Here is a 14,261-nt window from a genome sequence, read left to right as displayed (position 1 = left end):
CCGGCAAGGCCGCAACCACGCAATCCCGTGCTGCTTTTGTGACGGCTGTATAGCGGCGAGGGCGGCAAACGTCACCTCCACCTACCCCTCTCCGCGGCGGAATCTTGCCGGTGTGGCATTTTTCTCTGCCGGAGCGCTCGAGTCGCCCCGGCGGGAGCCGCGGGCGGCGATTTCGGCCACCAGTGTCGTCAGGCTGTTCACCGCATTCAGCGACAGTCCAGCGTCGCCGCCGGCTTCGCCCCGGGCCGATTCGGGCAGCACGGCGCGCTGGAAGCCGAGTTTTGCTGCCTCCTTGAGCCGGGCCGGGGTCTGCGCCACCGGGCGGACCACGCCGGACAGCGATATCTCGCCGAAATAGACCGCATCGGTGGGTAACTGCGCATTAACCAGCGATGACACCAGCGCCGCGGCGGCGGCGAGGTCGGCCGCCGGCTCGTGGATGCGCAAGCCGCCCGCGACGTTCAGATAGACGTCGTGGCCGGACAGCTTGACCCCGCAATGGGCCTCCAGCACCGCCAGCACCATGGAGAGGCGGCTCGGGTCCCAGCCGACCACGGCCCGGCGCGGGGTGCCGAGCGAGGTCGGCGCCACCAGCGCCTGCAATTCGACCAGAACGGGCCTGGTGCCCTCGATGCCCGCGAAGACTGCGGTGCCGGGGGTGCCGAGATCGCGCTCCGACAGGAACAGTTCTGACGGATTGGTAACCTCGCGCAGGCCAAGCCCGGTCATCTCGAACACGCCGATCTCGTCGGTCGGGCCGAAGCGGTTTTTGACGGCGCGCAGGATTCGAAACTGCTGCGAGCCTTCGCCCTCGAACGACATCACGGCGTCGACCATGTGCTCGACGACGCGGGGGCCGGCGATCTGGCCGTCCTTGGTGACGTGGCCGACCAGGATGATGGCCGCGCCTGTCTTCTTGGCGAAACGAATCAGCGCCTGCGCCGAGGCGCGCACCTGCGTGACCGTGCCGGGCGCGGATTCCACCGTGTCGGTCCACATGGTCTGGATCGAGTCGATGACGATCAGCCGCGGGACCGCGCCTTCCGACAGGGTCGAGACAATGTCCTCGACCGAGGTTTCGGCTGCGAGCTGCACCGGAGCATCGGAGAGCCCGAGCCGTTCGGCGCGCAGCCGCACCTGGGCGATGGCCTCTTCGCCGGAGATGTAGACGATGCGATGTCCGGCGCGCGCCATCAGGCTGGTCGCCTGCGTCAGCAGCGTCGACTTGCCGATGCCGGGATCGCCGCCGACCAGCAGCACCGAGCCGCGGACAAAGCCGCCACCGGTGACGCGGTCGAGTTCGGTCATGCCGGAGGACAGGCGCGGCGCGTCCTGGGTTTTTCCGGACAGACTCTCCAGCGCAAACGTCCGTCCCTTGCGCTTGGAGCGGATCGACACCGGCACGCTGCCGGTCGCGTCCTCCTCCGCGAGCGTATTCCACTCGCCGCAGGACTCGCACTTGCCCTGCCAGCGGTTATAGGCCGCGCCGCAGTTCTGGCAGACGAAGGAAAGCGTGTTCTTGGCCATGGGTGCGTGAATCGGTGCTCAGGGGGATTGCAGAGCGTTCCATAGCATGGAGAGCCCCGCCGCGACCATGATCGCGTCCATCACCAGGCGAAACATCTCCGGCTTCAGGTGCACCACGAAGCGTTTGGCGATGAAGGCGCCTGACATCAGCGAGGAGCCGGCGATCAGGCCCTTGATGAAGACGTCCTGCGTGAGCGCACCGAAACGTTCAAACGTCACCGATTTCGCGAAGTAGAGGCCGAGCGAAGAGGCCGCTTCGGTGGCGAGGAAAGCGCCCTTGCTGAGCCCGTAGAACAGGAACAGCGGCACGCTGAGCGGCCCGGTCGAGACCACGATGCCGGTGAGATAGCCGATGACGGCGCCGCCGATCGCGAGATGCCAGAGATTGGCCTTCAGCTCGTGCCGTGCCAGCCAGTGCCGCACCGGCACCATCGCGATGAGGAAGGTGCCGATGGCGAGATCGACCGCATGCGAAGGCAGCGCCAGCAGCGTTCGTGCGCCAAGCACCGCGGCTGGAACGCCCGTGACCGAATAGGCCGCACAAGCCCGCCAGTCGACCTCGCGCCACCAGGCCAAAATCCGTGAAAAATTCGCCATCACGGAGGCCACCGCCATGATCGGCACGGCCTCCTTCGGCCCATAGGCATAGACCAGCACCGGCATCAGCATGATCGACGATCCGGTGCCGACGATGCCCGAGATGGTGCCGGCGATCAGGCCGACGCTGAGGACGAAGAGAAAGGCCAAGATGGTCTCCACGAATCGGGAGAGTTTAGCCGCAGGCGGTCGTGCGGGCGATCCTAGGCCAGGGAACCCAGTGCACCGCGAATCGGCATGCCCGTCTGGGCGCCGGCCGTGAGGCACTTTAGTGCAGCGGCTTCGCAGCCTAGCTCGAGCGCGCGTTGCAGCGGGGCGCATTCGCTGAGCATGGCCGCAAACGCGCCGACAAAGGTGTCGCCGGCCCCAGTCGTATCCACGGGCGTGATGCGCGGGGCGGGCGCGCGCAGGCGGGTGCCGTCGGCGGTGACGGCGAGCGCGCCTTGTGCACCAGCGGTTACGATGCAGGTGAGGCCGCCACTCTTGGCAAGGTCCGCGGCTGCGGCTTCGTAGTCGGACGGAGCGAGGCCGATGGCCGCGGCAGCGTCCAGCGCCTCATGCTCGTTGACGAGGAGATAGTCGGTTACCGCGAGAAGCTCGGTCACCATTGCGCTGTTCATCTTCTCCGGGACGGGCGCGAGGTTCCAGACGACAGTGCCGGAGGCCGATGCCGTCCGGCGCGCGGCGTCGAGCGCCTGCGCAAACGGCACTTCCATCTGCAGCACCAGCACCGTGTCGGAGCTGAAGAGCGCGGCCGGGAGGTCACCGGCGCTCGCGGTCATGTTGGCGCCGCTAGCCACCGTGATCGCGTTCTCGCCGGCCTGGTCGACCGTGATGAAGGCGCAGCCGGTCGGTTCGCCCGATCTGACGACGAGGTCGGTGTCGACACCGTTTGCCCGCAGGTTCTCGATCGCGCTGTCGCCGAATCCGTCCCGGCCGACGCGGCACGCCATCCGGACCTTTCCTGGTCCCGCGATGCGCGCGGCGGCCACAGCCTGATTGGCGCCTTTGCCGCCGAAATGTGTCTAGTACGATGGCGCGAGCACCGTCCGGCCGGGACCGGGAACGACCGGGACCAGCGCGACCAGATCGATGTTGAGTGATCCGAACACCAGGATCATGGCGCGCAGGCCGTCAGCCTTGCTCGTCCATGACGCGCAGCTTCTCGACGCGGCGGCGGAAATCCTCGTCGGTGGAGAATTCGGCGGAGAGATAGGACGAGACCAGGTCCACGGCGAGCCAGGCGCCGACGATCTGCGCACCGATGCACATGACGTTGACGTCGTCATGCTCGACGCTCTGATGGGCGGAATGAACGTCATGGCAGACCGCGGCGCGGATGCCCTTCATCTTGTTGGCGGCGATCGAGGCGCCGACGCCAGTGCCGCAGACCATGATGCCGCGGGCGGCTTCGCCCGAGGTCACCTTCTGCGCAACTGCGCGTGCGATGTCGGGGAAGTCCACCGGCTTGTCGTCATGGGAGCCGACGTCAACGACGTCGTGGCCGAGGCTGCGGATGTGGTCGATGACGGTCTGCTTGAGCGGCCAGCCGGCGTGGTCGGATCCGATGACGAGACGCATGTGATGTCCTTTTCCATTCTATTCCGATCGTGACAGCCGGGAGCCGGCTGTCACGATTTGCTTCTGTTAGCTGCGCATGTCGGGTGGCAGCTCGACACCGTGGAACTTCTTGTAGATCGCGTTCAGCTTGCCGTTCTTGACGTTCTCGGCGATCCAGGCGTTGAGCTTGTCCATCAACCGCTGCTCGCCCTTCTTCAGGCCGATGGCGAGGTCGAAGGTCGCCAGCGGAATCCGGGACTCGAAGACACGTGCCGGATTCTTCACTCCGATCTGGTTGATGATCGTCGCGGATGAGGCGACGCAGTCGACCTGGCCGGAGACGGCCGCGGTCACCATGGTGGCGTCGTCGTCATAGCGGGAGATCTTGAGGTCCTTGTCCTTCATGTTGGACAGGGTCGTGTCCTGCGTCGTGCCGCGCGAGACGCCGATCGACTTTTCCTTCAGGTCTGGCCAGTCCTTGACGGTCGAGGACTTCAGGCAGCCGACGTCGGATTGCAGCGTTGCGTAGCGCTTGGTGAAGTCGATCACCTTGGCGCGGTCGGGCGTCACCGACAGGGTCGAGATGATGATGTCGGCCTTGCCCGTGAGGACGTTCGGGATTCGGGTCGCGCCTGTGGTCTGGACGAATTCGAGTTCGAGCCCCCAATCCTTGGCGAGCAGCTGGGCCACTTCAACGTCGGAGCCGGTCGGCTTCATACTGGAGTCCATCATGCCCGAGGGCGGAATGGCGACATCCGTCGAAATGCGGATCTTCTTGGCCTGCATGATGTCGTCGAGCAGGTCGGTCGCCGAGGCGGGGGCTGCCGCGATCATCATGAGGCAACAGGCCGAGATGGCTGCGCCCAGAAATGTCTTCTTGGTCATCCTTGGTTTTCCTCTCCTTGTTATGATTTTAAGTTTCCCGTGCCGACGAACTGCGCCAGCTCGGGCGTCGTTGGCGACGTCAGGATCGAGGCAGGTCCTGTTTCATGGACCTTGCCGCGATGCATGAAGACGATCCGGTCGGCGATGCCCTTTGCAAAACCCATCTCGTGGGTGACCATCACCATGGTCATGCCGTCCGCCGCCAATTGCTCGATCACCTTCAGCACTTCGGCAGTGAGCTCGGGATCGAGCGCTGAGGTGACCTCGTCGAACAGCATGACTTTCGGCTGCATCGCCAGCGAACGGGCGATCGCGGCGCGCTGCTGCTGGCCACCTGAGAGCTGCTCGGGATAAGCGTGCAGCTTTTCCTCGAGCCCGACCTGCGCCAGCACCTTCCGCGTCAGCTCCTTGGCCTGGGCCGCAGCCATGCCCTTCACCGCGCAGGGCGCAAGCGTGATGTTCTGCTCGATCGTCAGGTGCGGGAACAGATTGTAGCTCTGGAAGACGATGCCGACGTCCTGGCGCAGCGCGCGCAGATTGACGTCGGGGCGGTCGACCCGGTGTCCGCAGACGACGATCTCGCCGCCATCGACCTTCTCGAAGCGGTCGATACAGCGCAGCGCCGTGCTCTTGCCGGAGCCGGAGCGGCCAATGAGCGCCAGCACCTCACCGCGCTCGACGGTGAAGCTGACGCCATCGAGCACCCGGAGCGGGCCAAAGCTCTTCTGCACGTCGCGGAGCGACACGATTGGTTCGGAGGAGGGGGCGTTTTGCTGCATGTCAGGCTGGCGCGAGGTTGGACCGGCCACGCCCCATGCGCCGTTCCAGCCTCTGGCTGAACAGCGACAGGGGATAGCACATGGCGAAATAGACGACGGCGATGATCGCGTAGATGGCGAAGGGCTCGAACAGCGAGTTGTTGACGATCTGGCCCGAGCGCATCAGCTCGACGAAGCCGACGACCGACGCGAGTGACGTGTTCTTGACGATTTGCACCATGAAGCCGACGGTCGGCGGAGTCGCGATTCGGATGGCCTGCGGCAGGATCACCTTCATCATGCGCTGGGTCCGGCTCAGCGCCAGGCCTTCTGCCGCCTCCCATTGCGGTTTCGGCACGGACTGGATGCAGCCACGCCAGATCTCGCCGAGATAGGCCGCCACATAGAGCGTGAGGGAAGCTCCGGCGGCCGCAAGTGGCGAGACCTGGAGGCCGATCGCGGCCAGGCCGAAATAGCCGAGGAATAGGATGACGAGCAGCGGCGTGCCCTGAACGAGCTGGACATAGATGGCGCTGGCGACTCGCACGGATTTGAGCGGCGATATCCGAGCGAGCGCGATCACGAAGCCGACAATGCCGCCGCCGATCAACGCGATCACGGACAGTCCGATCGTCCAGAGCGCGCCCTGGCCGAGGAACATCAGATGATTGATGTTGAGATGTCCGCCCATGGTCATCTCACAGGGGTGTGCCGAGCCGGCGCCGGCGCGGAAACAGCACGAGGCCGAGGCCCCAGAAGCCCGCGCGCATGACCAGCGACAGGATGATGTAGAGGACGGCAACGATGATGTAGGTCTCGAAGGCGCGGTAGGTGTCCGACTGGATGTAGTTGGCGACGGCGGTGAGCTCCTCGGCCGAGATCTGCGAACAGACGGAAGAGGCCAGCATCAACAGCACGAACTGGCTGGTGAGCGCGGGATAGACCTTCTCGATCGCCGGCAGAAGAATAATGTGCCAGTAGATCTGGAGGCGCGATAGCGCGAGGCCCTCGGCGGCCTCGATCTGTCCGCGCGGGATCGCTTCGAAGCCTGCGCGCATGATCTCGGCGGTATATGCGCCGACATTGATCGTCAGCGCGGCGACCGCCACGGTGAAGGCAGAGAATTTCAGGCCGAGGCTGGCGAGGCCGAAATAGACCAGGAAGATCTGCACCAGCAGCGGCGTATTGCGGATTGCCTCGACATAGACTTTGCAGGCGCCAGCGATCAGTGAACTCTGCGAGCCGCGGCCGACGGCGGCGAGCGTGCCGAACAGAGCGCCCAGCACGGTCGCGAAGGACGCCAACTCCAACGTCAGCGCAGCGCCGGCGACAAAGCTCGGCCAACGCTCCAGCACTGCGGGAAAGTCGAGTTGGAGGCTCATAGCTGTCGGATCAGCCGGTGATTTGGTTGGTCATGCGGTCGTAGACGCGGAACAACGCCTGGTTGCCGTTGGCGCCTTCGCCATGCGCGCGTGCGTCGACATATTGGCTGGTGACGAGTGCGGTGCCGGGTAGGGGCACGTTCAGCGATTGCGCATGTTCCTGGACCAGGCGAAGATCCTTGAGCATGAGGTCGATGCGGAAGCCGGCCGCTGCGTCGCCCGCGATCATGGCCGGGCCGAGCTTGTCGAGCATCCAGGACGCGGCAGAACCGCCGAGCAGTACCCGGCGGAGCAGCTCCAGATCGACGCCGGAGGCACGTCCGAGCGCAAGCGCTTCGCAGATCGCCTGGATGTTGATGCCGCAGATGAGCTGATTGCAGAGCTTGACTGTCTGGCCAGCGCCGCTGGCGCCGGCATGCGTGATGGTGGTGCCCATCGCGCGGAAGAACGGCTCGGCCTTGGCGAAGGCTTCCGCCTCGCCGCCGGCCATGATCGACAGCGCGGCGTTCCTGGCGCCCAGCGGCCCGCCCGAGACCGGTGCGTCGATGAAGCTGACCCCGGCCTTTTGCAGGTCGGCATGGATGCGGCGGACGGCGACCGGCGAGATCGTGCTCATGTCGACGATGAGCTTGCCTGATGGCGGCGACTTCAGCAGGCCGTGCTCGCCGTAAACGGTCGCCTCGACATGGGGCGTGTCGGGCAACATCGTAATGACGATGTCGGCGCCTTGCGCGGCATCGGCAGGGCTGTTGGCGCGGGTCGCGCCTCCCGTGACAATCTCAGCCAGAGCGGCCTCGTTGAGATCGAAGGCGCGTACCGCGTGTCCGGCCTTCAGAAGGTTGCGCACCATCTCCAGGCCCATCGTGCCGATGCCGATGAAGCCGACGCTGCCCTTGTCATCCCGTCCCATGTTATCAGTCCGTTTCTTGGTTACTTGGTCGTTCGCGATCAGCGCGAGGCGCTGGTCTTGTCGATGTCGCCGACGACGGCGCGTCGCCGGTATTCGTCGCCGATGGCAAAATGCTTGCGGAGCGTTGCGTCCGCCCGCTCCGGATCGCGTGCGATGATGGCGTCGAAGATGCGCCGGTGGTCGTCGATCAAATACGTCTTCATCGACGGGAAGGCCTGCACCAGCTCACGGCGGCTGCGATGCGAATGCGTCAGCAGGCCCGCCATCGAACTGTGCAGCACTGTCAGGGTCTCCGAATGCGATGCCACGACGATGGAGCGATGGAATTCGAAGTCGGCCATGCCGCCGGCATCGGCCTCGTCGATCGTCTCACCGATCTTCGCGAGCGTGCGCTGCAGGCGTTCGAAATCGGCGATGTTGGCGCGTTCGCAGGCGAGGCGGATGGCCTGACATTCGATCGCGACGCGCGCCTGCATGACGTCGTCGAGCATGTCCGCCTGCTGGGCGAGCGCGAAGGTGAAGAAGTCGTTCAGCACCGAGACGTCCGGCCGGGTCACGACGGTGCCAATGCGGTCGCGGATCTCGACAATGCCGAGCACGGTCAGGGCGCGCAGCGCCTCGCGGACGATCGGCCGGCTGACGCCGAGCAGGGTGGCGAGCTCGCGTTCGGAGATCAGGCGGTCGCCGGGCTTGAGCGAGCCTTCAAGCAGGCGCTCGCGCAAGAAGGCGAACACCTTCTCGAACCCTTTTTCGCCTTCGGCGGCCCGCTTGAGCTCCATCCTTGTCTCTTTTGGTCTGATCTTGGTCAGACCAGTACGATGACCACTAGGCGGACGTCAAGACGTGCAAGTCAAACTGATGGGGGGAAGTGGCATGGGACCTTTCAAAGGCGCGCGCTAAAGCATTGATTCTACGAGGGCCAGCTACTGTGCATGGGGTTGTTTTTCTTGTTTTTGTTGAAAGGCCTGAAAGCCGGTGTCGGTGCACATTCGAAGTGGAGGGCGGGGCTGCGCTGCTGACAGCATGTTGGCAGCAGCGGCCGGCTATGACCATCTCCCGACAAAACGGAGAGCGGGTCATGGCAATCGAGGCGAGCTGTCATTGCGGTGAGACGGTGTTCGAGGTGACGGAGGCGCCCGCGAGCGTGACGCGCTGCACCTGTTCGCTCTGCGCCAAGCGCGGCGCGCTATGGGCCTACTACACGCCGACGCAGTTTCGCCTGTTGTCGCCGCCAGAGAACGTCGCGACCTATCTCTGGGGCAGCCGCACCGTCAAACACCATTTCTGCGGAAGTTGCGGCTGTGGCACCTATTCGGAGTCGCCGGACTGGTCGACCGGCAAGCCTGACTTCGACAATCCCAAGGTCGGCGTGAACGCGCGCCTGTTCGACGATTTCGATCTCGAGGCCGTACCGGTCAACCTGATCGACGGCAAGAATTTGTGGTGAACACGCAGTCGTATGCATACCAGCTGCACGCCCGTGCCCTTGAGGCGGTCGGGGAAAGCTGATCTGTTTCCGGCCTCAGGGAGTGAATGGGGAGGAAGCCGATGATGCGTCTTTTGGCGCGAGCAATGCTCGCAGTCTGTCTGGCCGTTGCAGCCAGCTTCAATGCACAGGCGCAGACCAAGCCGAAGGTCACGACGCTCGGACCGGACTTTCCCAAGGCCGTGCTGTTCGTCGGTAACAGCTTCTTCTACTACAACAACGGCATGCCCGGGCATCTCTCCTTCATGGGAGCGGGCTGCCGATGCGGCCAACAAGGCGGCGTATCGCAACACCATGGCGACGATCGGCGGCTCCGGTCTCGACTGGCACGACATGGACAATCTGCTGCGGCCGGGCGGCATCGGCGCCTATTCCTTCGATGACCAGAACGTCGTCGTCTTCAACAAGCCCGGCAAGCAGTTCGACGCGGTCGTGATGATGGATTGCAGCCAGTGTCCGATCCATCCGCAATTGAAGGATGCGTTCGCGACCTTCGCCAGGAAGGACAGCGAGATCGTCCGCGCCCACGACATGCGGCCGGTGCTGTTCATGTCCTGGGCCTATGCCGACAAGCCGGAAATGACGGAAGGGCTGGCCGAAGCCTATACGGTCGCCGGCAATGCCAATGATGCGCTCGTGATCCCTGCAGGCCTCGCCTTCGCGCGCGTCCGAAAGCTGCAGCCGGAACTCAATCTCTATGCGCCGGACAAGCGGCATCCGAGTCCCGCAGGGACGTATCTGGCGACTTGCGTGACGCTGGCCGCGCTGACGGGGGGCTCGCCGGTCGGCAATTCCTATAATGTGGGCCTCGATCCGGAGACGACGCAACTTCTGCAAAAGGCCGCGTGGGACACGGTGCAGGAGTATTACGGGCGCTGATCTATCGCAGCACCACCCACGCCGGCGCGTGATCGCTCGCGCTGTCCTGGCCGCGGATCTTCTTGTCGACCCCGGCTTTTGCCAGGCGAGAGACGAGAGCAGGGCTCAGCAAGAGATGATCGAGCCGCAGGCCCGCATCGCGCGGCCAGCGGTTTCGCTTGTAATCCCAGAACGTGTAGATGCGCTCGTCCGGGTGCAACTCACGGATCGCATCGCACCAGCCTTGTGCGACGAGTGAGGCAAACGCCGCGCGGCTCTTCGGCTGGATCAAGGCATCCTTGTCCCATGAGCGCGTCGGATAGATGTCGATCTCCGCCGGCGCGACGTTGTAGTCGCCGGCGAGCACGACCGGCAGATCCTGCGTGATGAAGGTCTTGGCGTGGCGCTTCAGTCGCGCGAACCAGTCGAGCTTGTAGTCGAACTTCGGCCCCGGCTGCGGATTGCCGTTCGGCAGGTAGATGCTGGTGATGATGACGCCGCGTACCGCGGCCTCGATGTAGCGCGCCTCGTGATCATCGGGCCTTCCCGGCAACCGGTCGCGGGTCAGTACCGGCTCGGCGTTGCGGGCGAGGATGGCGACCCCGTTCCAGGTCTTTTGTCCACGCCAGACTGCGCCATAACCGGCCTTCTCGATCGCAGCCGCCGGAAATTCGCCATCACTTGCCTTCAATTCCTGAAGCGCAACGACATCGGGCTTTGCCGCGCGCATCCATGCCAGCAGATTGGGCAAGCGGCGGTTGATGTTGTTGATGTTGAATGTCGCAATCTTCATGTAGAGCTGATCGCTTCTTACGTTCCGACCACCGGAGATAAAATGTCCAAGTTGAGCTTTGCCGCTATCGTCGTCGTCGCGTTCTCCGGGGTCGCTTCGGCACAATCGTCCGATCCGCGCGGTGCGTGCAAGGCGGACTACGACAAATTCTGCGCCGGCATCGCACCGGGCGGCGGCATCGTTGCGTGCCTCAATGGCAAGCGCGACCAGCTCAGCGCGACCTGCAAGGCGGCTCTCGACAGCAGGAAGAAGAAGTAAGCGGGCTGTTCTCGTGTCCCGGACGCGCTGCAGCGCAGAGCCGGGACCCATGCAGCAAGGACTGGCGGAGTCGAAAACTGGGCCCCGGCTCTGCCGCGCGCTACGCCGCGAAGGGCGGCGCACTGCGCTGCATCCGGGGCACGAGAATGTCGATTAGCTCGGCAGCGGCGGCGGGCTCGCCGGCTGCTCGACCGGCGGCGGGGAGGGCGGCTGCTCGGCCGCCCGTGCGGGAGCCGGCCGTTCCAGCGGCTCGACCACGTTGCCGCCCTTGTAGACGCGGGCGTGGCGGCGGCCGAGACTGGTCAGCACCTCATAGCCGATGGTGCCGAAGTGATGCGCAAGCTCGTCGACGGTAATGCCGTCGCCGAGCAGCGTGACCATGTGGCCGCGCCGTGCCGCGTTCGGCGGCAGGTCTGTGATGTCGATCGCGATCAGGTCCATGGAGACGCGGCCCGCAACCGGGCAGCGCTTTCCGGCGACGATCACCTCGGCGCCGCGCGTGCCGTCATTGGAGCTGGCGGCGCGGAAATAGCCGTCGGCATAGCCGACCGCGATGATCGCAAGCTTGGTCGGCCGCCGCACAGTCCAGGTGCCGCCATAGCCGACAGTCTCGCCGCGCTCGACATTGCGGATCTGCACGATGCGCGCCTTGAGGTCGACCACCGGCTGCATCGGATTGTCGGCCTCAGGCGTCGGGTTGACGCCGTAGAGCGCAGCGCCCGGCCGCACCAGGTCGAACTGGAACGGCGCGCCGAGGAAGATGCCGGACGAATTGGCGAGCGCCGCCGGCACGCCGGAAAATTCGCTGGCAATGCCGCGGAAAGCCGCAAGCTGCTTGGCGTTCACGGGGTTGTTGAGGTGCTCGGCCGAGACCAGATGGCTCATCACCAGCGTGATGCCGTGATCGCCGGCATTGATGCGGGGGATGATGGCCTGCGCTTCCGCCAGCGTCAGCCCGAGCCGGTTCATGCCGGTGTCGATGTGGATCGCGGCACCTCCCGACCAGCCGGTGCGGCGGCAGAACACGTCCCATTCGGCGAGCTCGTTGAGATCGCCAATCACCGGCCGGCAATTGATCTTGGCATAATGCTCGCCGGTGTTCTGGAAATAGCCGCCGAGCACGTAGATCACGGCCTCCGGCACCGCCGCGCGCGCGGTGCGCGCTTCCTCGATGGCGGCGACGAAGAAGGTCTTGCAGCCGGCCTTGTTCAAGGCGTGGGCGACCTGCGCGGTGCCGCAGCCATAGGCGTCAGCCTTGATGACCGCCGAGCATTCGGCCGGCACCGCCGTCTTCTCGAGCTTGCGCCAGTTGGCGATGATGGCGTCGAGATCGACGGTGAGCACGCCGCCATGGGCTGCGAGCGCGGCAGACTGATTGGCCTCCGCGGAGAGAAGGCCGGATTGCGGGATCATTTTCGGGTCGGACGCCATTGTCATGGCGTCGTTTTACGCAAGAGCCCGGTTCGGTTCAACCCAAGGAGCTCAGTAGTCGTTGCGATCCGGCAACTGGCTCCCCTCGGCGAGGTCGCCGAAACGGGTGACCATAGAATCGAATTGCAGCGCAACGGTGCCGGTCGGACCGTGACGCTGTTTACCGATGATGACTTCGGCCTTACCGAGCGCGCGATCCATCTCCTGCTGCCACTTGTGATGCTCTTCTGTGCCAGGGTTCGGTTGCTTCATGGCCAGGTAATACTCTTCGCGGTACACGAACAGCACGACGTCGGCGTCCTGCTCGATCGAACCGGATTCGCGCAGGTCCGAGAGCTGCGGTCGCTTGTCTTCGCGGGATTCGACCTGACGCGAGAGCTGCGACAGCGCGATGATGGGGACGCTGAGCTCCTTCGCCAGCGCTTTCAGGCTGGTCGTGATCTCGGTGATTTCCTGTACGCGGTTTTCGCTCCGTTTGCCCGAGCCGGACAGCAGCTGGATGTAGTCGATGACGATGAGATCGAGGCCCTTTTGCCGCTTCAGCCGGCGCGCGCGCGCCATGAGCTGCGCAATCGACAGGCCGCCGGTCTCGTCGACGTAGAAAGGCAGCGATTGCAGCTCGATCGAGACATGGCGGATCTTCTCGAAATCGGCTTCCGAAATGCCGCCGCGGCGGATGTTGGAGGAGGGAATGCCGGTGCGCTCCGCCACAATACGCGTGGCGAGCTGGTCGGCCGACATTTCGCAGGAGAAGAAGCCGATGACGCCGCCATTGGCGGCCTTCATGGTGCCGTCGGCCTGGAGCTCGCCGACATAGGCCTGGGCGACGTTGTAGGCGATATTGGTCGCCAGCGAGGTCTTGCCCATGCCGGGACGGCCCGCGACGATGATGAGGTCGGAGTGCTGCAAGCCGCCCATCTTGGCGTCGAGGTCGCGCAACCCCGTCGAGATGCCCGATAGTTTTCCGTCGCGCTGGAACGCTTTCGCTGCGAGATCTACGGCAACCGTCAGCGCCTGCGAAAACTTTTGGAAGCCGCCGTCATATCGGCCGGACTCGGCGAGCTCGTAGAGGCGGCGTTCGGCATCCTCGATCTGCGCCCGCGGCGCAAAATCGACCGGCGCGTCATAGGCGACATTGACCATGTCCTCGCCGATGCCGATCAGGTCGCGCCGCAATGCCAGGTCGTAGATGGTGCGGCCATAGTCCTGGGCGTTGATGATGGTGGTCGCTTCGGCGGCCAGGCGCGCCAGATACTGCCCGATCGTCATGCCACCAACGTCGGTGTCGGCGGGGAGGAACGTCTTCAGCGTGACGGGAGTGGCGATCTTGCCCATCCGGATCAGGCTGCTGGCGGTCTCGAAGATGGTCTGGTGCAGCGGCTCGAAGTAGTGCTTCGGCTCCAGGAAGTCGGAGACGCGGTAGAGGGCGTCGTTGTTGACCAGAATTGCGCCGAGAAGGCTCTGTTCCGCCTCGATATTATGCGGCGCGCTCCGATAGGCGGGAGTTCCGGCTTCGGGCGCGAGTTTGAGGACGTTCGAATCAGTCAGGGCCATGGTCGGACGTGCTTAGCAATTTTGTTGGGCGGATGCGGGGCCGGGATAAAGCGCCGCCCCGGCCCGAAGCGGAAGCAAAAGCTCGCCGCTATCAACCGATCATAAAAGCGGTGGATGAATAGGAGCCGCAGCACGCGCCGCGCTTGACGGATTTTCGCGGAACTCGCCCGGCGCTGGAAGCGGCCGCGACCGCGCCACGGAAATATCCGGAAATCATGAACCTAATGGATTGGCGCGCAGACGTACCGATAAGCGCGCGAAA

14 protein-coding genes and 2 pseudogenes are annotated in these 14,261 nt (G+C 64.7%); 3 read left to right on the top strand and 13 right to left on the bottom strand.

From position 1 onward, the window contains the following. Window positions 1–81: 81 nt before the first annotated feature. The 10 genes and pseudogenes from radA to ABIB73_RS03535 all read right to left on the bottom strand — a co-directional run bounded on the left by radA (window position 82) and on the right by ABIB73_RS03535 (window position 8,398). Window positions 82–1,527: a DNA repair protein RadA gene (gene radA / locus ABIB73_RS03580; RefSeq protein WP_354221474.1), complete on the bottom strand. Its 1,446-nt coding sequence runs from the start codon at window positions 1,525–1,527 to the stop codon at window positions 82–84. 18 nt (window positions 1,528–1,545) lie between these two features. After that, a complete protein-coding gene (locus ABIB73_RS03575; protein WP_354221472.1) occupies window positions 1,546–2,274 on the bottom strand; it encodes a sulfite exporter TauE/SafE family protein in 729 nt (242 codons plus the stop codon). A gap of 53 nt (window positions 2,275–2,327) precedes the next feature. Next, window positions 2,328–3,134, bottom strand: a pseudogene (locus ABIB73_RS03570) (ribokinase); the annotation flags it as partial. A 124-nt stretch (window positions 3,135–3,258) separates the two neighbouring features. After that, a complete protein-coding gene (rpiB, locus tag ABIB73_RS03565; protein ID WP_354221470.1) occupies window positions 3,259–3,705 on the bottom strand; it encodes a ribose 5-phosphate isomerase B in 447 nt (148 codons plus the stop codon). A 66-nt stretch (window positions 3,706–3,771) separates the two neighbouring features. After that, window positions 3,772–4,569, bottom strand: a complete 798-nt coding sequence (locus tag ABIB73_RS03560) for a transporter substrate-binding domain-containing protein (RefSeq protein ID WP_354221468.1) — start codon at window positions 4,567–4,569, stop codon at window positions 3,772–3,774. 20 nt (window positions 4,570–4,589) lie between these two features. Continuing rightward, complete coding sequence (locus ABIB73_RS03555; protein WP_354221466.1) at window positions 4,590–5,348, bottom strand: amino acid ABC transporter ATP-binding protein; 759 nt, start codon at window positions 5,346–5,348, stop codon at window positions 4,590–4,592. A 1-nt stretch (window position 5,349) separates the two neighbouring features. Then, window positions 5,350–6,018 carry an amino acid ABC transporter permease gene (locus ABIB73_RS03550; RefSeq protein WP_354221465.1) on the bottom strand — a complete coding sequence of 223 codons (669 nt, stop codon included), beginning with the start codon at window positions 6,016–6,018 and terminating at the stop codon, window positions 5,350–5,352. Between the two features lie 7 nt (window positions 6,019–6,025). Beyond that, window positions 6,026–6,709: an amino acid ABC transporter permease gene (locus ABIB73_RS03545; protein ID WP_354221463.1), complete on the bottom strand. Its 684-nt coding sequence runs from the start codon at window positions 6,707–6,709 to the stop codon at window positions 6,026–6,028. Window positions 6,710–6,719: 10 nt separating this feature from the next. Beyond that, entirely contained in the window at window positions 6,720–7,619 is a 900-nt protein-coding gene (locus tag ABIB73_RS03540; protein WP_354221461.1) for an NAD(P)-dependent oxidoreductase, read from the bottom strand. Window positions 7,620–7,657: 38 nt separating this feature from the next. Next, window positions 7,658–8,398 carry a FadR/GntR family transcriptional regulator gene (locus tag ABIB73_RS03535; RefSeq protein WP_354221459.1) on the bottom strand — a complete coding sequence of 247 codons (741 nt, stop codon included), beginning with the start codon at window positions 8,396–8,398 and terminating at the stop codon, window positions 7,658–7,660. 299 nt (window positions 8,399–8,697) lie between these two features. Here ABIB73_RS03535 and ABIB73_RS03530 point away from each other — a divergent pair, with 299 nt between their 5' ends. Both ABIB73_RS03530 and ABIB73_RS03525 read left to right on the top strand, forming a co-directional pair. After that, complete coding sequence (locus tag ABIB73_RS03530) at window positions 8,698–9,066, top strand: GFA family protein (RefSeq protein WP_354221457.1); 369 nt, start codon at window positions 8,698–8,700, stop codon at window positions 9,064–9,066. A 101-nt stretch (window positions 9,067–9,167) separates the two neighbouring features. Beyond that, a pseudogene (locus ABIB73_RS03525) lies at window positions 9,168–9,984 on the top strand (hypothetical protein). Window position 9,985: 1 nt separating this feature from the next. Here ABIB73_RS03525 and ABIB73_RS03520 read toward each other — a convergent pair. Further along, window positions 9,986–10,756, bottom strand: coding sequence for an exodeoxyribonuclease III (locus ABIB73_RS03520; RefSeq protein ID WP_354221455.1), 771 nt, complete (start codon window positions 10,754–10,756; stop codon window positions 9,986–9,988). A 42-nt stretch (window positions 10,757–10,798) separates the two neighbouring features. Here ABIB73_RS03520 and ABIB73_RS03515 point away from each other — a divergent pair, with 42 nt between their 5' ends. Further along, window positions 10,799–11,014 carry a cysteine rich repeat-containing protein gene (locus ABIB73_RS03515; protein ID WP_354221454.1) on the top strand — a complete coding sequence of 72 codons (216 nt, stop codon included), beginning with the start codon at window positions 10,799–10,801 and terminating at the stop codon, window positions 11,012–11,014. Window positions 11,015–11,167: 153 nt separating this feature from the next. Here the strand turns inward: ABIB73_RS03515 and alr are convergent, their stop codons facing one another. Together alr and ABIB73_RS03505 are read right to left on the bottom strand one after the other, a co-directional pair. Next, window positions 11,168–12,445 carry an alanine racemase gene (alr, locus tag ABIB73_RS03510; RefSeq protein ID WP_354222547.1) on the bottom strand — a complete coding sequence of 426 codons (1,278 nt, stop codon included), beginning with the start codon at window positions 12,443–12,445 and terminating at the stop codon, window positions 11,168–11,170. A gap of 51 nt (window positions 12,446–12,496) precedes the next feature. After that, window positions 12,497–13,999, bottom strand: coding sequence for a replicative DNA helicase (locus tag ABIB73_RS03505; protein WP_354221452.1), 1,503 nt, complete (start codon window positions 13,997–13,999; stop codon window positions 12,497–12,499). Between the last annotated feature and the right edge of the window lie 262 nt (window positions 14,000–14,261).

The organism is Bradyrhizobium sp. F1.4.3 (assembly GCF_040548375.1).
Taxonomy (GTDB): domain Bacteria; phylum Pseudomonadota; class Alphaproteobacteria; order Rhizobiales; family Xanthobacteraceae; genus Bradyrhizobium.
This window is presented reverse-complemented; position numbering and strand designations above follow the sequence as displayed.